This window comes from Stenotrophomonas sp. CCNWLW57, from assembly GCF_037203925.1.
In the GTDB taxonomy this organism is placed as follows: domain Bacteria; phylum Pseudomonadota; class Gammaproteobacteria; order Xanthomonadales; family Xanthomonadaceae; genus Stenotrophomonas; species Stenotrophomonas rhizophila_A.
Genome location: NZ_JBBCBJ010000003.1, coordinates 101374 through 125679 on the forward strand (window position 1 = coordinate 101374; position 24306 = coordinate 125679).

Sequence of the window (24306 nt, forward strand, 5' to 3'; positions counted from 1 at the left end):
GCCCTGTTCCAGGGTCATGCGTTACCGGGCGTTGATCGTTTGAGGGCGGTCGTTTGGGAACCGACCCTACCAAGCTCGCACGGCGGGACAGGTTCCCGCCGTGCCTTGCGCATTACATCAAGTGCGGGCGTTCGGTGCCGAACAGCAGCTTCTTGGCACCATCGCGCCACGCCTGTGGGCACGACTGCCCGCGCACCACGGCTGCGACGGTGTAGGCGTAGCCGCGATTAGCCGGCCTTACGTTGCCCAGCACGGCTTCGGCCTGCTGCACGGACGCATTGGCGCGCACGGCATCTACGAACGCCACCACGCGCGCGGCTTCTTCGGCGTCGGTGGCCAGTGCCTTTTCCCGCCACACGGCTTCGTTCCTGCCCTGCCGCAGCGCCAGTGCCCACATGCTCCAGGCGGAATCCGGCGATATGCCCTCCTCCGCCGGCAGGTCCAGGGCCTTCTTGATCAGGTCCTCCGGTGCGCCATCGGAGGCGCCTGCCAGGCGAAGCACTTGCGGGAACAATTCAGCGTCCAACTCCGCCATGGCCACTGCCCCCTGGTACTCACCCCGGTGGAGGTGGATGTAGGCCTCATACTGCGAACCCATCACTTCGGTGCTGTCCAGGGCCAGCAGGCTGGTCAGGTGCGCTGACTCGGCGGCCAGCGGCTGCAGCTCCTGGTCGCTGGCGCCCAACATGCGCTTGACGCGTGCCAGCTCCGGTGCGGTGAACTCTGCGGTCTGCGGCCCCATTGCCGCCTTGGACCACACCTCGTTGGCTGCGCTCCAGTCGCCGCGTGAGGCAAGCACGTAACCAGAGGCCAGCGCGAACCAAGGATCCTGGGGCCAGCGCTGTTGGCCGGCGAGGAAGGCCTCATCCTGCGCTTGGCCTTCGGGCATGCAACGGATGGAGAGATAGGCCAGCGCCGGCGATGCGGGCTTGCCGGCTGCCATCTTCTGCTGGCGCTCGCAGGCAGCGTTCTGCCCTTGGCCCTTGTCGAGCTGCTGCTCGACGCGCAGCGCCGCGACATCTTCAGGATGGCGCGTCAGCCGTTCTGCAATGATGCCCTGCAGGGTGGCCGGGTTCTGCGAGGCCATGGCCAGCCATGTCGTCAGATGGCGCGATTCCGGCGCGTCCCAGCGGGCGTGCGCGAGGATCATGGCCTGGCGCTGGGCTTCATCGGTCACCAGCCCCAGCTGTCGATGCGGTGCCAGCTCACCCACGGCCGATACCACCGAGCGCTTGCCGCCGTCGTTGCTCTTGGTCTGGATGGAGCTCGGCGGCTCCTCCAGCACGTAGTCGGCGCTCGTGGCGGACCAGCGCTCCGCGCCCAGGTTGCGGTCTTCATCGGGCTCGGCACCACCGTAGACGGCCGACCACTGCACCATGGGCGTGGCGCCGGCGACGTTGTAGGTGAAGTGCGAACGGCCTGTCATGCGCTCGGTTTCGAAGGACTCGATGAGCTCCCCGCCCGCGCTTTCGGTGGTCACCTGGTGGGCAGCGCCCGGGGCGACGTCCATGCTGGCGCTCTGCAGCGGTGCCAGTTCGACGGTGTTGCCGTCGATGGTGACCCGCACCGGGGTGGCCAGACCGTTGTACAGCGAGACGGTGGCGGCGCCGGTGTGCATGCCGAATGCCAGCACGCCCACGACAATCGCCGCCGCAGCAGAGGCACGCGCGGTGCTGGCAGCCCAGCCGTCGGCGGTCTGGAAGCGATCCCACCAGCCCAGCTTGGTCTGCAGCTTGCGCTCCTGGCCGGGCAGCAGCACCGGATAGGGCGTGGGCACCTTGGAAGGCGTCGGCGCGAGCGGTGCCACTTCGTCCGAGCCCAGGCGTGCTACTACGGCATCTTCGTTGGCCAGCAGGGCTTCCAGCGTTGCGGCGCGCAGCTGTGAGAGCGCGGCGCAGGTGTGGTTGACCCAGCCGCTGGAATGCTTGATCCAGTTGTCGATGTTCGCCTGTACAGGCGTGGGCAGGCCCAGCTCGCCCAGCGTCTCTTTCAGCGGCTTGCCGCCGTGTTCGACCACGGTTTCATCGATCACGCAGTTGTGGGCGTAGTCGTAGATGACGCCCAGCGCCTGCCGTACCTTTTCGGCGGTGCCCAGCAGGCGGCGCAGTTCCTTGTCGGAGACGCGCTTGTCGGCCGTCACCACATGCAGGGTATTGAGGAACAGCCCGTAGGCGTCGCGCAGGTCGGCTTCGACGTGCTCGCAGTAGTGCAGCAGGGCCACCTGCCCTTCCAGCAGGTTCTCCCACCCTGCCCCGCTGCGACGCGCGGCCAGCCGGTGCAGGCTGCGGCATTGCTGGTCGTGCTGGAACACGGCTTGACGCAGCGGCGCGATCTCGTCATCCAGCGTTGCGATGACCGGGCCGAGGCGGCGGGTGTCCAGCACCTGGTCACGCCAATGCACGCGGTTGCGGGTGGCGCGCAGGTGGCCGGCGCGGGCGGCGTCCAGCGTGGCGCGCTCATCTTCCAGCAGCTGCAGCTGCTGCAGGGCCTTGCCATGCGCGGGCGCATACAGGCCGGTGATTCGCTCGCGGATCTGGGCGTCGCTCAGCGGCGCCAGGGTGTGAAGGAACAGCTCGGCCGGGGTGGCCACGCCGCGCACGAACGAGCGCCGCAGGTAGGTGCCCTGGTAGCGCTGGTGCATGGCACGGATGGCAAACTCGGCGTCTAGCCGGGTCAGCGAGGTATCGACGTCGGCGAAGGCCGGCGGGGTTTCGCGCAGCATGTCGCGGGTGAGCTTGTGCCGTAGTCCGTCCGCGTCACGGAACAGCAGCATGGCCGGGCGCTCGTCGATCGCGGCTTCCACATAGCGCCGCTTGAGGTTGTTCTCGCGGTCGGCGTTGGCCGGGTGCGTGGACCACATCTGCGGCACGCGCACCATGTCGCGGCGGAACACGCGGTGCTGCTCGCGCTCGCGTTCTGGCAGCTGCGGCGGCTCGGCATACAGCGGATCCGGCGACACGCGGCGCAGGTTGGCGAGCATGCGCGTCTGCACCGCGAACAGATCGGCCACGGCATGGCCGGCTTCGAATTCGCGGGAGGCAAAGCCGAGCGACCTGTCCCAGGCATCGTCGGCGGCGCCGAGGCGGTGCAAGGCGTGCACGAGGGCATCGCTGCCGGCGAGCGAGGCGGCCACCAGGTCGGCCTGGTATTCCATCTCACGCGACAGGGCGCGCTCGGACAGGGCGACCACGCTGAAGGCGGTATCCACCAGCGAACGGATGGCCCAGACGATGAGCGACAGCAGCCAGCCCACCCAGGCAATGCGCAGGTCCAGGCGCGACACGGTGGCCAGCAGGGCATCGAGCGCATCGCGGCGGGCGACCAGCTGGCTGGCGATCTGGTGGGCCACGTACACCCAACGGCCGACTGCCATGGTGCGCTGCGCGAAGTGGCCGAATTCGTGGGCCAGTACGGCCTTGAACTCGCCCAGGTTCAGTGCGTTGACCAGCGGCAGGCCGATGTCCAGGTTCTTGCGCGAAGGAAACAGCAGGTTGAACAGCGACAGGTCGTAGAAGACGCTGGCATTGACCCGCGCCGACAGGTACACCCGCTTGGGGCGCGGCGCGCCGGCTTCGTCAGCCAGGCGGTGCAGAAAGGCGAACAGCTCGGGCTGCTCGGCCTGCTTGAGCTCCAGTTCCCTGGAAGCCTGCCCACGCTTGAGAAACACCAGCCCCTTGGCCATGAACACGGCAAGGAACAGCGCGAAGGTGCCGACGATGATGTTGAGCAGGGTGTTGCCGCCCTCCCCTGCCAGCAGGGTGCGGAACACGCGGTAGGCGGTCCAGCCGAACCAGCCCATCAGGGCGAAGTACGCGGTGGCGAAACCGAGCAGGCCAGCCACGGCCAGCCATGCATGGCGGCGGTAAGCGGAACTGGGTGCGGTGAGCTGCGCGGGCACGGCCGAAGGCCCCGCCGGATAGAGCGAATCCATTATGTATATCCCCCTTTGTCCTGCTCCGTGCCGTCCCCCCGGACGTGGCACGGAGCTTACCTGGCGTCATGCCCGGTCCCGGGGGGATTGTGCACATTATTGGGCGGGTGTGCATCTGCCGCTGCAAACGGTCCAGACCGCACTTCGGTAGGGTTGCATCCCAATCAACCGCCGGGGTGGTGATTACCCATTAGGGCATTATCTGGAACGCAGGCAGCGCGCTTCGATTTTGGGTCATGCGTTACCATGCCGATTATTGTTATCGGCGGTCGTTTGGGAACCGACCCTACGGTGTCTCAAACGTTTCGGGGAAGCGCGATTCCATCGAGTTCCCTGTCATTCCGTTGGTCAATCGTTGGCGGTCGGCCTCATTGCAGCGCGGATGTCATCCGGGATCGTGCAATCAGTGCCCTGGCGTCGCGCTGACCCTGTGAGTGGTTCAATCACACCACCATCGATCTCCCGCGAGCCGCGTTGGCAGTGGAGTGACAGGAACAGGGTACGGCCGTTGCGGTCTACCCATTGTTGGCCGAGGTACTCCCCGTCCGCCCTTTCGAAGGTTGGGCCGATCAGCCCCGTAAGCGACCCTTGATTGGGTAGGCTGCGGAGGATGGGGCTGTCGTTCATTGAGGCATTGAGCCAGCTGGCGACGACCGAGCCGTCCATGCGATGCAGGGTCGTGATCCTGCCCGGCGCGTCATTGTCGAGGTAGCGCGACGTCCACAAGCGATCTTCGCCCCAAGGGGAGATCGCGGTGTAGCGTGCAGGCAGCCGCTCGACCCCATCAGCATCGATGAAGCCGTAGTAGCCATCGCGCAGGAACACGACGCCGCCCGGTAGTAGCGCATGTGCAGATTCGATGGTGTCGCCCACGAAGCGGCCTTGCTTTACGTGATACATGCGGGACCCCTCCGCGTCGATGCGTACGAGGAGCAATGCGCCATCAGCACTGACCTGGTCGATCCAGGTGCCGTTGGGCAGCAGGTGCTGGCCAAGCGCGGCGTCGAGCCACAGCCGGGGCTGGGATTCGCCGTCCAGCGTGCCGAAAAAGCCTGTGGCCTCTTCGCTTAGTTGGCTAAGCGGCGGTGTCTGGACCAGTTGCTTTCCCCTGCAGTCCACCAAGGTTTCCTGCCCGTCTTCCGCTATCGCCTGGCGAAGCTCGGGACGCCCCTCAACCTCCTTCCACGCGTAGGCGTTGAATGGCCCCAAAATCTGGCCATTCGCATCAACCAACTTGTCACCGGCGTCGCCCATGCGCGCGCGCCATATGCCCGGGCAGACCTCCTCGCCGGAAGTCGCCCCTGCGATCGCGAGAAAGCGCCCATCCGGGTACATGAGGCCGTCCACGGTGTCGGCTTCATTCGCGAAAATGCCTTCTGCGTCTTCGCGGATGACGTGGTATTCGGTCGCCCAGCGCGGCCAGCTGCCCAAGTCTTCAGAGGCGGGGCTGCGCGAACGAGCCGACGAGTAGCCCACCACGTAGATGAGCGTGCGATCTCCGGTCAGTTGGCCGCCCGCATCCAGCCGGCGCCATGCCCTGCCCTGCAGTCCCAGCCAGCCGCCGTTGTTGAGCGGAATCAGGTTGTCGATGCGCTCGCTCCACAGCGTCTTTCCTGCCTCATCGCGCAGCGCGCAGGGAGTGGCCGGATCGAGGTCGCAGACCAGGTATTGAGTGCGTTCCGGGAACGGACCGGCAGCCCGGAGTTCACCCTTGGCCAGCTGCATGCGCAGCTGCCCACGTGCATCGAAGATGCGCTCCCCCGCTTCCCGCGAGCGCCAGCTGTAGCGTTGCGGGTGCGCCGTGATGGCCCACTCGCCGCTGCCAGGCTGCCAGTCGACAAAGGTGCTTCCATCGGCACGCAACAGGGCGGTCCCTGCCCTGGACCATGTGCTGAAAAGTGGGGTTGGGTCCGGATCGTCCGGGTGACGATCGAATGCCGCATCGGACCGGAGCTCAACATACGGGCCCTTCAAGGCGACCCGGCCAGCGTCGTCGAACCACACGCTGCTGCTTCTCTCGAAATCCACGACGAGCCAGCGATCTGGGGCGATCTGCTGCGGCCGCCCCGGCCACTCCTGGATCAGCCGGCCCTGATCGTTGGCGACCAAGCCGCTTTCGAACCCGCTTGCCTGCAGGACGAATGTCTGGGGCGCCTCCGCCCATGCCGGCGCGATGCCCAGAGCGAGTGCCAGGAGCGCCGGCTGGGCGATGCTCTGGATACGTCTGAAGGGGCCGATGCCAGTGGCGTCGAATGGTTCCGCGGCGTCCGTGTCGTGCTTCGTCATGGCCCTATGGTACCCGCCAACCTGTACTCCCCGATGGCTGACAGCTGTCACTTGTTCCGTTTCGGGCCAAAGCGAGAATTACCCCATTCCCGCACGGCGCTGCACGGCCGGCACCCACCTCAAGCCAAGGACCCTCCATGAACATGCTGCAGCAATTCGCTTCGCACACGCCGCTCTGGGTATGGGCGCTTCTGATCTTCCTGATCACGCGCGGCGTCGCCGCCATGAAGCCGGGCGAGGTCACGCTGGGAAGGCTGGCGGTGGTGCCTGCCCTGTTTACCGCGTGGGGCTTGTGGTCGATCAGTGCGCGTTATGGCACGTCCTGGCAGGCGTGGGCGCTGTGGCTGATCGGCATCGGCGCGGGGACGGGTATCGGCTGGATGATGCTGCGTCGTGCAGTGCTGACCGCGAACCGGGCAACCGGGAAGCTGTGGCGCAGTGCGGATTACAGCCTGCTGCCGCTGCTGCTGGTGACGTTCGTGGTGAAGTACGGGTTTGAATCGGCGCTGGCGATGTCGCCGACGCTTGCGGGCGATGTTGGTTTCCGCGCGGCCTATCTGCTGCTGTCGGGCGGTTTCACCGGCATCTTCATCGGTAAGTACCTCCGGTACGTGGCCGCCTGGCGCCGGGCGGCGACGGACGAAGACCTGCAGGTGACCGGCTGAGGAGTAGCGTCGGGCCTGGCCGGTTTGTGCCTGCCGCGCTGCTGTATGCCGGCTCGCGGTAGGGTTGCATGCCAATCGACCGCCGGGGTGGTGATTACTCCTCTAGGGCATGACCTCGGACGCAGGCGGCGCGCTTTCGATTTTGGGTCATGCGTTACTGTGCCGATCACCGTTATCGGCGGTCGTTTGGGAACCGACCCTACCCGTCCCCGAATTCCCGCCGGGGCCCCAGTAGGCCAGCGTGACAAATGCCACGCCCGTGGCCAAGGACATGGCCGCCGGTATCAATAGGATGCTGTTCTGAAGTGTGCCTTCGCTGAGCAGCACGGAAAGACCAGGAAGCGTGGCAATTGTGAGCGCTATGGCCGGACCCGCAAGGCGAAACCTCAACGCCAGCCAAAGTGCAGGAAGCCCATATACAAGAAGCAGCAACGCCATCATGACGTAGCCGAAGAAGGAAACGAACACAGCATCGCCGATGAGCGTCAAGGGTTCAGCAGACGTGGTGGCCCCGACCAGCGCGACGTGAAGCGAAATCAGCAGGCTTCCGATGGGAACCCCAATCAACGCAGCGACGAACATATTCCGATAGGGGCGGTCTGGTGGACGGGTGAAGAGTTTCATTGCTCCCCGTCCCGCGCGGCAACCTTCTCAACCAGCGAATCCGCCGCCGCTTCCATTGCGTTCGCGGTACGGTCGCCGCTCTGGTTGGTGATGATGAAGATGCCCAGGTCGTACTTGGGGATGATGTAGATGTAGCACTGAGAGCGGGGCACGCCGCCATGGTGGGCGTAGTAGCGGCCCTTCTGGCGGTCGCCGCTGACGATGTTCCAGAAGTAGCCGATGCTGAAGTCGGAATCGAATTTGACCAGCGTGCGATGGGATTCCGTTACGACAGGGCCGTTGGCCAATTGGAACCTGAGGTACTTCACCATCTCCGGGACGGTGGCCTTTACGTTCCCGGATGCCCCCCAGGGAAGCTGCGGCATCGAGGTGGTCGGTATGGGGTTGTCGCTGTGGTAGCCAATCGCAAGCTGCTGCACCTCGGTGTCAGCCAGGCGGATCCTGATGCCGCTCATCCCTGCGGTCTCGCTGAGAAATCCACGCAGCAGTGACTCGTAGTCCCGCTTGTAGACCTGTTCCAGAATGTGCGCGGTCAGTTCCGTGCCGGTGCTTGAGTAGGCGTAGACCTTTCCGGGCGCGCGCGGGATTTCCACAGTGTGCAGGTCGTTGAAGAAATCGGGTTTACCGTAGTGCGCGTAGATGGCATTGAGTTCGGGCGGTGTGCCGTGGTCGGTGAACTCATCAAGCACGGTGTTCGCGCGTACCGGCAGCATGTTCGGCAGGCCGCTGGTGTGCGACAGCAGATGGCGGAGGCGGATGGGTTCGCCTTTGTACTGCAGGTTCGGGTAGGCCCCCTGCAGGTACATCCTGACATCGTCGTCCAGCGTCACCTTGCCATCCAACACAGCGCTGGCCATCAAGGTGCCCGCCAGCGTCTTGCTCAACGAGCCGATTTCGTAGAGCGTCGCATCGGTAGGAGCGCCTCGCTTCCCTGCCTGCATGTCGCCGCGATGGCGGATGTATTCCTTGCCTCGGTATACGACCCCGATCGAGGTCGAGTGGAGCAAGGGCTGCTCGATCAGCGCGGCGGCGACCTCGTCGATCTCCGTCCCCAGATCCTTGGAAGGGGCCGGTTCGTCTGCACAGCCTGCGGCCAGGAGCACGGCGGAGATTACGAGGTAGGTGAGCCACCGCCTGGGTCGAACAACCATCGAAGTCGCGGGCATGCGTGGGGCTCGAAGGCAAGGTGGAGAGGGGGGCTCAGGATAGCCGATCCCCCAATTGCCGAACGGAAGAGGCGTGTTTTCGATTTTAGGTCATGCGTTGCCGTGCCGATCACTGTTATCGGCGGTCGTTTGGGAACCGACCCTACCGTTTCGGGTTCCAGGCGAGATTGAAGGTCAGCTCTAGTTGTTCGCCCGGGTTGAGGCGGTTGGGTGCGAGGGTGAAGCCGTCGGGTGGGCCGGTTTGGGGTTCTACGCAGGTGGCGTGCGGCGCGGCGTCATAGACCACCCAGTGGTCGGTGTCGGCTCGCAGCATCAGGCGCTGGCCGCTGTACACCAGTGTTATGTCCTTCTGGTTGATGAAGCAGTCGTCCCATGGGCCGGGGGATGCGCTTGCCAGTGGCAACCTGGCGATGCCCTCCTCGTCACGTGGGTACATGGCGTCGGGCGCGAACAGCAACGCATCCGGCTTGCGGAACCACGGATGCCAGCCGATTACGGCGGGCATCGGTTGGGTGCCGGCCTGCACTACCAGGCGCAGTTCCAGGCTGTGTGGCGTTAGTTGGATGACCTGCGTTGCTGTGCCGCCGAAGGGCCAGTAGTCGTCCTCGGGAAGTTCCAGCGACAGCGTGGCGCTGTCCTCCGCGATACTGTCGATCTGCCAGGGCAGTGCGAACCCTACTCCGTGGATGGCGTGCTCGCCGAAGTTCGTTGGCAATGCGTACGCCCTGCCATCGAAGTTGAAGCGGCCGTGCCGGATCCGGCCGGCCCACGGCACCATGGGGTAGCAGCCCCAGGCGATGGTGGCGGCCCCACTCTCTTGTTCGTCCACCAGCCACTCGACGCCTTCATGGCGGATGCGGGCGATGCGCCCGCCGGCCTCAGGAGCAAGTGCTACCTCCAGCCTGCCCGCCCGCAACCAGTGCAGGTGGCCGGCAGGCAGTGGCGCCTGCGCGTCGTCGATGGGCAACGGGCTTTCAGTTGCCATAGGGATCAATGGTCCGGATGCTGCCGTCCGCTTCCATGTGCAGCGGGGTGCACTTGACCGAACGCAGGTGGGTGACCCCGCCCGACAACAGGGAGTCGTGATAGAACAGGTACCACTGGCCGTCGACCTCGCAGATGGAGTGATGCGTGGTCCAGCCCACTACCGGCTTGAGGATCACGCCGCCATAGGTGAACGGGCCGTACGGGCTGTCCCCGATGGCGTAGCAGAGTAGATGGGTGTTGCCGGTTGAGTACGACAGGTAATACCTGCCTTGGTACTTGTGCAGCCACGGACCCTCGAAGAACCGCCGCTCATGGTCGTCGGCGCGCAGCGGCTGGCCGTGCTCATCCAGGATGGTGACTTCCCGCGTGGGCTCGGCCAACTGGGTCATGCCTGCGTCCAGTCGACCGACGCGCGGGCCCAGTGCCGGCGCATCGCCGGTGGGCTCTTCGTGGGTGGCGTCGTAGCGGTTGTCACGGTACTTCTGCAGCTGGCCGCCCCAGATGCCGCCGAAGTAGAGGTAATGCGCGCCGTCGTCGTCCTCGTATACCGCCGGGTCGATCGAGTACGTGCCGGCCATCGGCTCCGGTTCGGCGGTGAACGGGCCCTCCGGGCGATCGGCCACGGCGACGCCGATGCGGAACCTGCCTTCCCCGTCCTTGGCCGGGAAGTACAGGTAGTAGCGGCCGTCACGGTGGGCCGCGTCGGGAGCCCACATCTGCTTTGCGGCCCAGGGCACGTCACGCACATGCAGCGCCACGCCGCAGTCGGTGGCCTCGCCGGTGGGGCTGTCCATCCGCAGCACGTGGTAGTCCTCCATGCCGAAATGCCCGCCGTCATCGTCGAACGGCGCGCCGGCGTCGATGTCGTGCGAGGGATAGATGTACAGCTGCCCCCCGAACACATGGGCCGACGGATCGGCCGTGTAGATGTGGGTCACCAGCGGCTGGGAGATGGCATGTGCCGCCAAGTGCACAAGGTTGTTGCCTTCGCGGCGCTGCTGCAGGTCCTGCTCGATGCGGGTTTCCATGCGCTTGTCGATCTTGTAGAGGAACAGCATCGCCACGGCGATCAGGAACGGAAGGGAGCAGTACACGCTCACCGTCAGGCGGATGCCGTTGACTACGCCCTCAGGCTGCTGGTCTGCGCCGGCCTGGTAGCCGTAGTACGCCAGGATGCCGGCGACCAGTGCGCCACCAATGCTCAGGCCGATCTTCAGGCCGCACAGCATCGCCGAGAAGATGATCGCGGTGGCGCGGCGGTTGTTCTTCCATTCGGAATAGTCGGCGACGTCGGCGATCATCGCCCACAGCAACGGAATGGTGATGCCGTAGAAGAAGCCGTGCAGTATGAAGGACACGACCGCCACGGCCACGGCGGTGGGCGGGAAGAAGTAGAACACCAGCAGGAACACGGTGGAGACCAGCAACGCGCCGCCGAATACATCGCGCTTGCCGAAACGGTCGGCCAGCCGGCGCGATACCCCGATGCCCAGGATCATGCAGATGATGCCGCAGGCGTTGAACAGGCTGAACGCCGAGGTTGCCGGATCCTCCGGCCACGCGAAGCCGGACAGCCCCATGCCACTGAGCGTGGCGTTCAATCCGCCGATGAAGCGGTTGAAGCCGGTGTTGTCGAGGAAGCCTGCGAGAGCGGGCTCGCTCATGTAGTACTGGAAGTAGTAGATGTAGGTGCCGCCCTTCAGCGCCAGGTTGATGAAGACCAGGATCGTCAGGGCAAGCATCACCTGCCATGGGCGGTTGCGCAGCAGGTCGGCCAGGTCCTGCAGCACGCCGCCGGTCTGCTCCTTGGCCGGCACGATGCGCTCGCGGGTGGTGGCGAAGGTGATCAGGAAGAACACGGTGCCTACCACCGCGAACACGGTCATGACCCGCTCGAAGCCCAGCACGCGGTCACCGTCACCGAGGATCAGCACCAGCGGCAACAGCAGCACCTGGATGATGAACTGCGCGATCATCACCGCCACGAAGCGATAGGCCGAGAGGCTGTTGCGCTGGGCCATGCTGCCGGTGAGCACACCACTGAGCGCGGAGTACGGCAGGTTGTTGGCTGCGTAGACCAGCATCAGCAGGCCGTAGGTGCCCAGGGCGTAGATGATCTTGCCCTGCGCACCCAGCTGCGGGGTGCTGAAGGCCAGCAGCGAGAGCACGCCGAACGGTACTGCAGTCCACAGGATCCACGGCCGGAACTTGCCCCAGCGCGTTGCGGTGCGGTCGGCGGCGATGCCGATCAGCGGGGTGAACACGAAGGCACCCAGCAGGCCGATCACGAAGATGATCGTCGCGGCCGTGGCAGGGGGCAGCCGGTACACATCGGTATAGAAGAACGCGAGGTAGGTGATCAGCGTCTGGAAGATCAGGTTCGCAGCGAGGTCGCCCAGGCTGTAGCCCAGTTTTTCCCGTACCGACAGGACGTGCTCAGTCACGGGCAGCCTCCACGGTGAAGCGGGCCTGCACGCGGGCGGCGGCGCTGGAGCTGCCTACCCTGACCTCGTACGCGCCCGGCGGCACGACATAGGCCGCCCGCACTTCGTCGTACTGGCGCAGGGCCTGCGTTGCATCCAGATCGAATGCCACGGTACGCCGCTCGCCCGGGGCCAGCTGCACGCGCTGGAAGCCGCGCAGCGCCTGCTGCGCATCACCCGGCTTCGCATCCACCCGCCGCACATACAGCTGCACCACTTCATCGCCTGCGCGCTTGCCGGTGTTGGCCACGTCCACCTGAACCTTGAGGTGCCCGTCTGCGGGAATGCGGGGTGCATCCAGACGCAGTTTGCCGTAGTCGAAGGTTGTGTAGGACAGGCCGTGCCCGAACGGGTACAGCGGCGTGCCCCGGAAGTAGCGGTAGGTACGGCCTTCCATGGTGTAGTCGTCAAAGGCCGGCATCGCCTGGCCTGCCTTGTAGAACGTTACCGGCAGCCGCCCGCCGGGGTTGGTATCGCCGAACAGCGCCTGGCCCACGGCGGTGCCGCCGCGTTGCCCGGGGTACCAGCTCATCAGGATCGCCGGCAGGTTCGCCTGCGCCCATTCAACCGCCATGGCCGAGCCCCCGGTGAGGACCATCACCACCGGCTTGCCGGTGGCGTGCAGCGCTTCGAGCAGGGCACGCTGCGGCGCGGGCAGGCGCAGGTCGGTGCGGTCGCCACCGGCGAAGCCCGGGTAGTTGACCTTCATCTCCTCGCCTTCGACGTCGCCGGTCAGGCCGCCGACAAACACCACGACATCGGCATTGCGCGCGGCATCCAGGGCCTCCTCAAACGGCGGCTTCGCGCCGGGCATGCGCCAGCCCAGCCGCACGCCGGCGTCGCGCTCGGCATCGAAGTATTCCAGCTTCACTTCGTACGCGCGCCCGGCCTCCAGGTCCAGGTCCACGCCATCGCCATGCAGGCGGTCGCTGGGGGTCCAATGGTCCAGGACGCGCTTGCCGTCCACGTACAGCCGGAAGCCGTCGTCGGCGGCGGCCTCGATGCGGTAGCGGCCCGATACGGGCGGCAGCAGCCAGCCGCTCCAGCGGATGCTGAAGCCGTCGTTGGGGATGCCCTGCCCCGGTGCGGCTTCGCCGCGGGCCAGCAGGTTGTCGGTTGGCGAGCCGCGGTCCCAGCGGAAGCCGATCTGGGCATCGGTGCGCACCAGGGCTGGCGTGCCGGAAAGATCGGCGGTGCGGAAATACTCACCACGCAGGCCGCGCTCGGGGGAATCCGCGGAAGGCCGCAGGTAGGTCGCTTCGATCAGGGGCGTCGCGCTGGGATCGTCACGCCCTTCCACCAGGTCGACGCCGCGCGCGTAGCGCACCTCGACACCCTTCGCGGCATCGCGGATGCCCTGCAGGATCGTCACCGGTGCAGCCGGGGTACCGAAGTAGTTGCCCAGCAGCGCCATGGTGTCATCGGCGGTGGGGCCCACCACGGCGATACGCTTGAGATTGCGTGACAGCGGCAGCACGCCATCGTTCTTCAACAGCACCAGCGATTCCTGTGCCGCTTTCAGGGCCAGCGCGTCGTGTGCGGGGGCCTGGTTCACCGATGCCGGAATCTGTGCCCACTTCACGCGTTCCGGTGGGTCGAACATGCCCAGCCGCATCCGCGCGGTGAACAGCTGGGTTACCGCGTCGTCGATCTCCGCTTCGCTGATCAGGCCCTGCTTCACTGCTGCGGGCAGCGTGGCGTATTCCTGGCCGCACTCCAGTTCGGTGCCGTTCTTCACCGCAAGCGCGGCGGCGGCTTCGCGGGTCGGGACGATTTTGTGATGCTTCCAGATATCGACGATGGCCCAGCAGTCGGAGACCACGTAGCCCTTGAAACCCCAGTCGCGGCGCAGCACGTCGCGCAGCAGGAAGTGGCTGGCGCTGGCCGATTCGCCGTAGACCCGGTTGTAGGCGCCCATCACGGCATCCACCTGGCCTTCCTTCACCAGCGCCTCGAACGCCGGCAGGTAGGTGTCGTACAGGTCGCGCTTGCTGGGGCGGGCGTCGAAGTGGTGGCGGTCGGCCTCGGGGCCGCTGTGCACGGCCAGGTGCTTGGCGGTGGCGTCCAGCTTGCGGTACACCGGGTCGTCGCCCTGCAGGCCGTGCACGAAGGCCACGCCCATGCGCGCGGTGAGGTACGGGTCTTCGCCGTAGGTTTCCTGGCCCCGGCCCCAGCGCGGGTCACGGAAGATGTTGATGTTGGGCGACCAGAAGGTCAGCCCCTGATAGCGGCCATGCGAGCCCTCGCGAATGAATTGGTGGTGCTTGGCGCGTGCTTCGTCGCTGATGGTGGTGGCCACCTGCCCCATCAGCGGTACGTCGAACGTGGCGGCCAGGCCGATGGCCTGCGGGAACACGGTGGCCTGCCCTGCCCGGGCCACGCCGTGCAGGCCTTCGTTCCACCAATCGTACGCCGGTACACCCAACCGCTCGATGGCGGGCGCGGCGTTCTGCATCTGTGCCGCCTTTTCTTCCAGGGTCATCTGCGCGACCAGCGCGGCGGCGCGGGTCTCGAAGCTGGCCGAGGTATCGAGCCACGGCTGCGGCGCGGCGGCGTGGCCGACGGTGGCCAGGCTGATGGCGGCGCAGAGCGCCAGCGTGCGGAACAGGGGCCTGCGCGTCATCATTTGCTCCTCAGGGCGCGCTCGTCGCGCGCGAATGGTCCCAGCAGGGCGCCGACGAAGCCGCCTGCACGATCCGTACTCAATACCGTTCCGTCCACGTCATCGGCGAGGGTCTGCCAGCCTTGCCCATCGCGTGTGTCGAAGGCGAAGGCATAACGTCCTCCGTCCCCTTTTATCTGCAGGCGCAGCAGAGCTGCCCCTGCGACCTCGCGCGATGCGAGTGTTTTTGTTGCGCCGCCGTCACGCGCTTCGAGGAAGATCAGCACGCGATCTTCGCCAACGCTGCGGACGCCGAGGAAGTACCAGTAGGCTTCGCTCTGGAAGGCGGCCAATCCTGCCGCGACGCCTTCTGCGGGCTGCGTCATTTCGGTGCTGGCCTCGAAGCGCAGGTGCTGCTGGCGGCGGCCGAGGAACGCGGGGTTGCGCAGCGTGTCGAGGTCTTCCGGCAGCGGGTGCACCGCAAGGGAACCGGGGCGCTCGCGTAGATCGGCCCATGGCTGTTTGGGTACGCGTACGCGCAGCCAGTCGTTGTCGAGCGCGGGGGTGTCGAACTCGTTGCGTTCTAAGAAGTTGCCGGTGGAAGGGGCCTGTGTTGATGCGCCCTGCATCCACGATGGCGCCTTGGCCACGTACGGGATGGTCTGGCCCGCCGGCAGGATCACCGGCCAGCCGTCACGCCATTCCACCGGCAGCAGGTAGGTTTCGCGCCCGGTGTTGTAGTGGCGTGTGTCGTAGTTGCGGCTGGCCAGGAATACCGCCCACCAGGAGCCATCGGGGCCTTCCACCAGGTCGGCGTGGCCGGCGTTGGTGATCGGCAGCGGCCGATCGTCGGGCAGGTCGCGCTGGGTGAGGATCGGGTTGCCCGCATACGGCACGTAGGGCCCCCACGCCTCGCGGCTGCGCAGCACCACCTGCGAATGCTGCGGGCCGGTGCCGCCTTCGGCGTCGGAGAGGTAATACCAGCCATCGCGCTTGTAGATATGCGGCCCCTCGATCCAGATCGGGTTTTTGGCCGGTTCCACGCCGCCGTCGATGAGCACTTTGCGCGGCCCCACCGGTTTGAACGCGGCCAGATCGAGCTGCTGCATCCAGATGGCGCGGTGGCCTTCGTAGCGCGGCGGACCGGGCGGCACATCGTTGTTGAGCAGGTAGACCTTGCCTTCTTCGTCGAAGAACAGCGATGGGTCGATGCCCTCGATGCCCGGCAGCCAGTGCGGGTCGGACCAGGGGCCGGCCGGATCGCGGGCGGTGGCGATGAAATTGCCGCCGCTGTCGACCGCCGTGGTGACCACGTAGAAGACGCCGTCGTGGAACGAGATGGCCGGCGCGAAGATGCCGCGGGACACGCTGAGTCCATCGAAATCCAGCTGCGACGGGCGGTCGATCACGTTGCCGATCTGCTTCCAGTGCACCAGGTCCACGCTCTCGAATACCGGGATCCCCGGGAAGTAGGTGAAGCTGGAATTGACCAAGTAGAACTTCCCGTTGGCGCGGGTGATGCTGGGGTCTGCGTGGAAACCGGCCAGGATCGGATTGCGGTAATGCCCGGCGGGCAGCGGCGGTTCAAACGCGGCGTCATTGCCGGCGTATTCGAACCAGTCGAAGTAGACCGGGGCTGCGGGGGTGGCCGCCTGCACCCCAAGCGCGGCGGACAGCAGCAGTACCGTGGCAAGCAGCAGGCGCATCAGGGCGTCCCTGAAGGGGTCAGGGAGAGCTCGAACGGACCGGCGGACGCGCCGCTGCTGTCGCGCAGCGTGCAGATTGGGCCGTCTGCCCAGCAGTAGCGGACGCTGGCGGCGGATGCTGCCTGCAGGCTGTTCAGCACTACCGCGTTGCCGTCCAGCGTGGCGTCGGCGTAGGTGCAGTGCTTGGCTTCGGCATCGCATAGTTCGAAGCCGATGGGGCCGTTCGCACCCGTTGCGACCAGCGTTCCCGTGACATCTTCGAAACTGATGCGCACCTCAACCCTCGTGCGGGAAACCTTGCTTGCCGTCGGCCCGGAGGCTGCCAGCGCCTGCTCGCCATGGACCACATGGCGCGCCACGCGGGCCAGACGCCGGCCCAGTTCCTGTTTGTTCGGCGGATGGATGTCGTAGGCATCGCCGATGTCGATGGCGAGTGCCAGCCCGGAATGCGGGTCCTCTGCGGCAACGCGCCGCTGCGCGTCGCGCACCTGCGCCCAGCCGCTTTCCACCGGGGCCACGGGCGGCTGCCCGTAGCCGGCCAGCTGTACCACCAGCAGCGGCATTTCCGCGCCGAACTGCCGGCGCCAGTCATCGCGCAACGTACGCAGCCTGTCCGCGTAGGCAGCGCCATCGCCGGTGTTGGATTCGCCCTGGTACCAGAGCATGCCGCGCAGGCCATAGCTCCCCAGCGGCGCGATCATGCCGTTGTACAGCGTCGAAAGGCCGCTGGCGGCATGCCACGGGGCCAGTGGCGGTGACAGGTCGCCCGGCGCTGCGCGGTACCACCAGGGAGCATCCAGAACGATCCGGGTGCCATCGTCCAGCTGCAGGGCGTGGGCCTCTGCGGGCCCCGCCAGCCCGCCGTCGCCCCAGGTGTCCAGCACGTTGACGACCACGCTGTTGGTTCCGGCATTCAGCAGGCCGGGCGGCAGCCGATAGGATCGCGGGTCCCCCGGGGCGTTCTGGCTGCCCACCGCCACGCCATTGACCCAGGTCACGTCGGTTTCGTCGGCAGGCGCCAGTTCAAGGCGTGCGCCCTGCCCGGCCTGTGCGGCGCTCAGCCTCACCTGGGTGCGGTACCAGACCATGCCGTTGTACGCGGACAGCGCCGGGACGCCCCAGCGCTCCCATGCGCCCAGCTGGGCCGGGGCCTGGCGCCATCCGGTGCGGTCGGCGTCGGGCTGCCAGGGGGCATCGCCAGGTGTGGCGCCCTCGCGCTGCCCCCACCACTGCTGCCAGTGCTTGCCCCAGGCTGCGTTCGCCGCCACGGGGTCGCTGGCATACAAGGCGAACACATCCAGGGCGTCCTCCATGCCACCCTGCGCGCGCAGCGCATCGGCGCTGGTCCAGGCTTCTATCCGCGAACCGCCCCACGCCGACTGGATCAGTCCCATCGGCACGGTGACCGTCTTCCGCAGTTCACGCGCGAAGAAGTAGCAGGCGGCGGAAAAGTCGCGCACGCTTTCCGGTGACGCAGGTTGCCATGACACGGGGCCGGAGAAGCCCTCCCGAGGCGTCACGGCCGGGGCCTTGGGCACGGTGAACAGGCGGATGTCCGGCTGCGCTGCCGAGGCGATTTCACTGTCGGCGTTGAGCGCGCGCCGCACCGGCAGCTCCATGTTCGATTGGCCGGAACACAGCCAGACGTCGCCCATCTGCACGTCGCTCACGGTCTGGACGTCCCGCCCTGCCCGCACGCTCATGTCGTAGGGGCCGCCGGCGGCAAGGGGCTTGAATGTGACGCGCCAGCGCCCCTCTGCATCCGCCTGTGCCGTGGCGGTCTGGCGTGCGAACGTCACCGATACGGTGGTGTCCGGCGCGGCATGGCCCCACACGGTAATCGGCTGGTCGCGCTGCAGGACGGCATGGTCCTGGAAGAGCGGGTGCAACAGTGGCGTCACGGACTCCTGCGCCATGGCCGGTGCGGCGAAGCACGCCAGAAGGCTGCCCAACATCCATCCCATCCTAGATTTACCGCTCATCGCCCATCTCCCGGTGCCGACGGAAACTGCAGCGCTTGGTAGTACGCCAGCGGGTGCGGTGGTGGCGCTTCACCCGCTGGTAATGGCCTGCCGCTGATCGATTGGAAGTAGGCAACGCTGGCATCGCGCCACCATTGCGCTTCGCGCCGCTGGATCTGGAGGAAGGCGGCGACCTGTTCGTGCCGGTCTGCATCCACCCTTCCCCGCAGGCTCGCCCAGGTGTCCTGCATGGCCTGGACCTGGCGTACGCCCAACGAATAGCGACCTACCAACTCGTCCCACAGCGGCCGCCCGGAGGCCATGCGGTGATCCCACGGCACATGGTGGAACCACAGCAGCAGCGCCTCCGGAACCTGGGTCAGGTCGGCGTACCTCGCGGCCACTTCCGGGGCGTACTGGGCCACGGCGTTGCTGCCCGTCGCGGTGCGGGCGAAGCCGATGCCGTTGCGGTCGGCACGGTGGTAGTAGACCGAGGTCCAGTCCGCACGCTGGCCGCCGTCCACCCAAGGTCCAGGGCCGTAGTGGTGCCCGCGCGCCATCAGGTGGTGCAGGCCCAGCGGGGTCATGTAGTTAACCGCAGCCTCGCGTGAGGCCATCATCATGCCGACGATCGGCTGCACCACTGCGGGGTCTGCCGAGAAGGTCATCGCCGCCCAGTCCGCCGCGATGTCACGGGACGATTGATCGGGATTCCAGGCAAGGCGACCGAACGCATACCAGTTGGCCTGATCGAAGTGCGAGCCACTCCAGCTGCGATCGGTACCGATGTTGGCAACGCCGGCGATGCCGCTCAGTGACTGCGCCACGGTGAAGCGCTTGCCGCCTGCGCGGGTGTCGGCATGCAGCACTTCTTCGAATAACGGCCCCAGGTACACCAGGTGCGTGGCGAAGCCCAGGTACTCCTTGGTGATCTGGAACTCCATCATCAGCGGCGTGCGCGGCATGGCGCCGAACAGTGGATGGAAGGGTTCGCGCGGTTGGAAGTCGATGGGGCCGTTCTTCACCTGCAGCACCACGTTCGGGCGGAACGCACCGTCCAGCCCCGCGAACTCGGTGTAGGCCTGGGTGGCACGGTCTGCGGGCACGTCGTGCGCATAGACGAAGGCGCGCCACATCACCACGCCGCCGTGCGGTGCCAATGCATCGGCGAGCAGGTTGGCGCCGTCGGCATGGCTGCGGCCGTAGTCCTGTGGGCCGGGCTGTCCTTCGGAGTTGGCCTTGACCAGGAAGCCGCCGAAATCGGGAATGCGCTGGTAGATCTCGTCGGCCTTGTCGCGCCACCACCGCTGCACCGCAGGGTCAAGCGGATCGGCGGTCTTGAGCCCGCCCAGTTCGATGGGGGCGCTGAAGCGCGCGCTCAGGTACACGCGGATGCCATAGGGCCGGAACACATCGGCCAGTGCGGCCGCCTTGGCCAGGTACTGCGGCGCGAGGCTCTGTGCGTTGGCGTTGACGTTGTTCAGCACCGTGCCGTTGATGCCCAGCGAGGCATTGGCCCGTGCATAATCGGTGTAGCGCGGGTCGCGCCATTCCGGCAGCGTCTGCCACTCCCACAGCGAGCGGCCGGCATAGCCGCGTTCGACATACCCGTCGAGATTGTCCCAGTGGTCCAACACCCGCAGCCGCACCCTGGGCGAGTCGCGCAGCTCAAGGTGGTCCAGTGAAGCACCGGTCTGCAGCAACCTGAGCAGATGGAACGTGCCGTACAGCACGCCGATATCACTGCGCGATGCCACCAGCAGCATGTCGCGCCCATCACGCCGCGTGCGCTTCAGCAGGTAGCCCTCTTCCCCCAGCGATTCGAGCTCTTCGCGGAACGGCGCGATCAACGCCGACGACTGGGGCGTACCAAGCGCAAGTACGTGACCAGCGGAACTTTCGTTTTGGATCCGGGGTGCGGTGCCCAACAGACCCATGAGCCCACGAACCAGCTCGTCGCGCGCGGCACGCTGCGTGGGCGTCCTGTCAGGGGCGGCAACCTCGCCCAGTTGTGTGCGGTAGTGCGCTGCAAGCACGGGTTCCAGCGGTACGTAGCGCAGCCAGAGGTCGTAGCCATCCTCCGCGCGCGCACCCGCGTTGCAGGCCATCAATGCCAGCGCAGCAAGCAGCATCCGATGACACCGCTCGACACGCGTGCGGTGTGCCAGTGCGGCCGGCAAACCTTGTAAGCTCAGCCGGTGCTTTGTACGCCACAGCGTCACAAAGAAGAACGGGAGTGCGCATTGGACAAACCGAAGAAATCGGTCCGCCGCAAAACCAGTGGCGTGACGATCGACGAGGTGGCGGCGCTGGCCGGGGTGTCGCCGATGACGGTGTCGCGGGCGATCAACCAGGGCAAGGTGCGCGATGACACCCGCGAGCGCGTGATGCGCGCGGTGCAGGCATTGGGCTACACGCCCAACCTGGCCGCCAGTACGCTGGCCGCGGCGCAACACACGCGCATTGCGCTGATCTACACCAACCCCAGCGGTGCCTACCTGCGCGAACTGCTGGTGGGCCTGCTGCGGGGCGCGTCCAACGCCGCCATCCAGCTGGTCATCCACTACTGGGACAACCTGGACCCCGTTGCCGAGCGCAGGGCCGCGCGCGCCCTGGCCGGCCGCGTGGACGGCGTGATCCTGCCGCCCCCACTGTGCGAATCGCCGGTGGCCGTGACCGAGCTGGTCCAGGCGGGCATTCCGGTGGTGGCGATTGCGTCGGGGCACCTGCGTGACGATGTTTCCTGCGTGCGCATCGATGACTTCCACGCCGGCAAGGAAATGGCCGAACACCTGATCCAGCACGGCCACACCCGCATCGGCTTCATCCGCGGCCGCAACGACCTGAGCGCGAGCGCGCGGCGCTACGACGGCTTCGCCACCGCCCTGCACGAGGCCGGGCTGGAGGTCGAGCCCAGCCTGGTCCAAGAGGGGGACTACACCTACCGCTCGGGGCTGGATGCCGCCGAAAAGCTGTTGTCCCAGCCCCAGCCGCCCACCGCGATCTTCGCCAGCAACGACGACATGGCGGCTGCCGCCATTTCCGTGGCGCACCGGCAGGGGCTCGAGGTTCCGCGTGACCTGTCGGTGGTGGGTTTCGATGACACCTCCGCCGCTACCACGGTGTGGCCCGAACTCACCACGCTGCACCAGCCCATCGCCGCGATGGCCGACGCGGCCATCGACATCCTGCTGCGCACCATCCGCCAGCGCACCGACGACAGCCGCGTGCTGACCGACCACGTGCTGCCGCACCGCCTGGTGATGCGCGATTCGGTCGCGCACCCGCCCAAGCGGTGATGGCACCGGGCGCATGGTTACGCGCCTGGGCATGCGACGGTGGCGTCCGCTTCGTTCAGGGCGCCCAGCGCGACGCGTGACACCGAGAGCGTCATTGCGCCGGCGGTGCCGATCGACCAGGGCCGATCCAGCTTGCCCACGTCCGCCCCTGCCCCTGCAAGGCACTTCAACGGCACACCCACGCGCTTCCATTCGCCCACCGGCAGCTTGGACAGCGCAGGTGCGAGCGGAACGCGGGCGGTACACCCGGCGCCACAACCGACCGACAGCCAGGCGTCGCCCTTGGGCGCAGCATCCACCCGCAGCGTGGTGATCAGCATCAGGTCGCCATTGCTCTCGCGCTGCAGGTCCAGCGGAACGTGCGACTGCACGGCAACCGTTGCCTCACCCTTGCCCGACCATGCCAGGCGGCGACCATCCTCCTGCACCAGGTGGTCCACGCCGGTGACCTTGAGCAGGTCGCCATCGAGCGCTTCCGGCACCTTGGTGACGGTCACTCCCTGCCCCGTGCTGCCTTCCAGGCGCAGCGCCATGCCGGAGCCGGCGTCACCGCGTGCGAAGAACACACCAGCCGCCCCTTCGTTGCCGGTTACGCCGGAAACTTCCGGCAGCGGCGCCAGGTCGCCCTTGTCGGCGTAGGTCAGGCCGAAGCCGAAGGCAAACTGCGGGTCGTAGTCTTTCTGTCCCACGTTGTTGGCGTACTGGATCGCGGTGCGCGGCCAGCTGAAACTGAGCTTGCCCTTGAAATCGTGCTGCACGCTGCCATCGGGCTTGCGCAGCAGCACGTCGGCAATGCCGCCACCTTCCGAACCGGGCAGCCACGCCGCCACGAACGCATCGGATGCATTGATCTCGCGGTTCACCCACAGCGGACGTCCGCTCAGGAACACCGCGACCACCGGGATGCCATCGGTCTTCAGCTTCCGGATCAGCTCAAGGTCCGCGTCGTCGCCCGGCTTGTAGGCCAGGGTCGCCAGGTCGCCCTGGAATTCGGCATAGGGGTTTTCGCCGAACACCACCACGGCCACGTCCGGCTTGGCGGTGTACTTGCCATCCACCGCCAACAGCGCTTCGCCGCCTGCCGCCTTGGCCTGCTGGGCGATGCCTTCGAAGATGCTGTCCGCGTTCGGGAAGTCCTTGCGGGTGGTACCGGTGCCCTGCCAGTTCAGCGTCCAGCCGCCGGCCTGCTTGCCGACATCGTTGGCCCCATCACCGGCCACCAGGATGCGCTGCTTGGGTGCCAACGGCAGCACGCCGCCCTGGTTCTTCAGCAGCACCAGCGATTCGCGTACTGCCTGGCGTGCCACGGCGCGATGCTCCGGTGCGCCGATCAGCGCGAACTGGCCGCCGACCGTGCGTGATGACGGCTTGCCGGCTTCGAACAGGCCCAGCCGCATCTTCACCCGCAGGATCCGGCGCACCGCATCATCCAGGCGTTCCTGGGTGATGGTGCCGGCCTTCGCCGCTGCCAGCGTGGTCTCGTAGAAGCCCTTCCAGCTGTCCGACGCCATGGCCATGTCCAGGCCGGCATTGATGGTGGCCGGGCAATCGGTAGTGGTGCAGCCCTTGACCTGGCCGTGGCCGTTCCAGTCGCCCACCACGAAGCCGCCGAAGTTCATGCGGCCCTTCAGCGCGTCGGTGAGGTAGGCCTTGTGGCCATGCATCTTCTCGCCGTTGACGCTGTTGAACGATGCCATCACGGTCTGCGCGCCCGCCGCGATCGCGGTCGGGTAGCCGGCGGCGTGGATGCGCACCAGCTCGGCTTCGCTGATCCGGGTATCGCCCTGGTCCTTGCCATCGGTGGTGCCGCCGTCGCCGAGGAAGTGCTTGACCGAGGCGATCACGTGGCGGCCGTCCAGGAACGTGGGCGAGCCCACTTTGCCCTGCAGGCCCTCGACCACGGCGCCAGCGTAGCTGGCCACGACTTCAGGCGATTCGGAATAGCCTTCGTAGGTGCGTCCCCAGCGGTCGTCCTGCGGGACCGCGACGGTGGGCGCGAACGCCCACTCCATGCCGGTGGCGCGGGTTTCCAGCGCGGTGATCTCGCCGATCCGCCGCACCAGGTCCGGGTTGCGTGCCGCGCCCAGCCCGATGTTGTGCGGGAACAGGGTGGCGCCGACGATGTTGCTCTGGCCGTGCACCGCGTCGATGCCGAACAGCACCGGAATCGCCTTGCCGCCCTGCGCGGTGTCCATCGAGGCTTCGTAGAAGGCATCGGCCAGCGCCAGCCATTCGGCGGGCTTGGCGTCGTAGCGGCCGCCCGGATCGGAGTTGCCGCCAGCAAGGATGGAGCCCAATCGATACCTGCGCACGTCATCCGGCGTGATGCTGGCGATGTCGCCCTGCACCAGCTGGCCGACCTTTTCCTCGACCGTCATGCCGGCCATCAGCTCGGTGATCCGCTTTTCCATCGCGGGGTCGTCGGGCAACGGCCAGGTTACCTGGGGCCAGGGGTTGGCATCGGTCTTTGCCTCGGCCTGCACGGGCGCTACCGCCTTGTCGTCGCCCTTGCAGGCCGCGAGTGAAAGCAGCAGCGCGGCCAGCAGGAAGCCGGTGCGGCGGGTGGCGTGTGAGTGGGTCATGGTGCTCATCCTTG

General features: G+C 66.8%; 13 protein-coding genes and 1 pseudogene. 2 read left to right on the top strand and 12 right to left on the bottom strand.

All coding sequences use genetic code 11. From position 1 onward, the window contains the following. Positions 1-112 precede the first annotated feature (112 nt). Both V9K91_RS08395 and V9K91_RS08400 read right to left on the bottom strand, forming a co-directional pair. The gene (locus V9K91_RS08395; protein WP_336443012.1) at positions 113-3931 is read right to left on the bottom strand and encodes a M48 family metallopeptidase; all 3819 of its coding nucleotides are present in this window, start codon (positions 3929-3931) and stop codon (positions 113-115) included. 348 nt (positions 3932-4279) lie between these two features. Beyond that, on the bottom strand, positions 4280-6217 hold the full coding sequence (locus tag V9K91_RS08400; protein WP_336443013.1) for a hypothetical protein: 1938 nt from the start codon (positions 6215-6217) through the stop codon (positions 4280-4282). Between the two features lie 137 nt (positions 6218-6354). Between V9K91_RS08400 and V9K91_RS08405 the strand changes: the two genes are divergently transcribed. Continuing rightward, complete coding sequence (locus tag V9K91_RS08405; RefSeq protein ID WP_095364116.1) at positions 6355-6882, top strand: DUF6622 family protein; 528 nt, start codon at positions 6355-6357, stop codon at positions 6880-6882. 147 nt (positions 6883-7029) lie between these two features. On the opposite strand, the gene V9K91_RS08410 is transcribed toward V9K91_RS08405, so the two are convergent. The 9 genes and pseudogenes from V9K91_RS08410 to V9K91_RS08450 form a co-directional block, all read right to left on the bottom strand. After that, positions 7030-7506 (bottom strand): hypothetical protein, encoded by a 477-nt coding sequence (locus V9K91_RS08410; RefSeq protein WP_306988608.1) that lies wholly within the window; start codon positions 7504-7506, stop codon positions 7030-7032. After that, the gene (locus V9K91_RS08415) at positions 7503-8609 is read right to left on the bottom strand and encodes a serine hydrolase domain-containing protein (RefSeq protein WP_336443015.1); all 1107 of its coding nucleotides are present in this window, start codon (positions 8607-8609) and stop codon (positions 7503-7505) included. Before V9K91_RS08415 ends, V9K91_RS08410 begins: the two co-directional genes overlap by 4 nt. 205 nt (positions 8610-8814) lie before the next feature. Then, on the bottom strand, positions 8815-9639 hold the full coding sequence (locus tag V9K91_RS08420; RefSeq protein ID WP_336443016.1) for an aldose epimerase: 825 nt from the start codon (positions 9637-9639) through the stop codon (positions 8815-8817). 7 nt (positions 9640-9646) lie between these two features. Next, positions 9647-10633, bottom strand: a complete 987-nt coding sequence (locus tag V9K91_RS08425; RefSeq protein ID WP_336443194.1) for a glycoside hydrolase family 43 protein — start codon at positions 10631-10633, stop codon at positions 9647-9649. 15 nt (positions 10634-10648) lie between these two features. After that, a pseudogene (locus tag V9K91_RS08430) lies at positions 10649-12109 on the bottom strand (MFS transporter); the annotation flags it as partial. After that, positions 12096-14765 (bottom strand): glycoside hydrolase family 3 C-terminal domain-containing protein, encoded by a 2670-nt coding sequence (locus V9K91_RS08435; RefSeq protein WP_336443017.1) that lies wholly within the window; start codon positions 14763-14765, stop codon positions 12096-12098. The pseudogene V9K91_RS08430 and the gene V9K91_RS08435, both read right to left, overlap by 14 nt. Continuing rightward, positions 14765-16450: a glycoside hydrolase family 43 protein gene (locus tag V9K91_RS08440; protein ID WP_336443018.1), complete on the bottom strand. Its 1686-nt coding sequence runs from the start codon at positions 16448-16450 to the stop codon at positions 14765-14767. Before V9K91_RS08440 ends, V9K91_RS08435 begins: the two co-directional genes overlap by 1 nt. After that, positions 16450-18405, bottom strand: coding sequence for a sialate O-acetylesterase (locus V9K91_RS08445; protein ID WP_336443019.1), 1956 nt, complete (start codon positions 18403-18405; stop codon positions 16450-16452). The genes V9K91_RS08440 and V9K91_RS08445 overlap by 1 nt, the downstream gene beginning before the upstream one ends. Before the next feature lie 23 nt (positions 18406-18428). Next, positions 18429-20543, bottom strand: a complete 2115-nt coding sequence (locus V9K91_RS08450; protein ID WP_336443020.1) for an alpha-glucuronidase family glycosyl hydrolase — start codon at positions 20541-20543, stop codon at positions 18429-18431. A 111-nt stretch (positions 20544-20654) separates the two neighbouring features. Between V9K91_RS08450 and V9K91_RS08455 the strand changes: the two genes are divergently transcribed. Further along, positions 20655-21710, top strand: coding sequence for a LacI family DNA-binding transcriptional regulator (locus V9K91_RS08455; RefSeq protein WP_336443021.1), 1056 nt, complete (start codon positions 20655-20657; stop codon positions 21708-21710). A gap of 17 nt (positions 21711-21727) precedes the next feature. Here the strand turns inward: V9K91_RS08455 and V9K91_RS08460 are convergent, their stop codons facing one another. Then, positions 21728-24292 carry an exo 1,3/1,4-beta-D-glucan glucohydrolase gene (locus V9K91_RS08460; RefSeq protein ID WP_336443022.1) on the bottom strand — a complete coding sequence of 855 codons (2565 nt, stop codon included), beginning with the start codon at positions 24290-24292 and terminating at the stop codon, positions 21728-21730. Between the last annotated feature and the right edge of the window lie 14 nt (positions 24293-24306).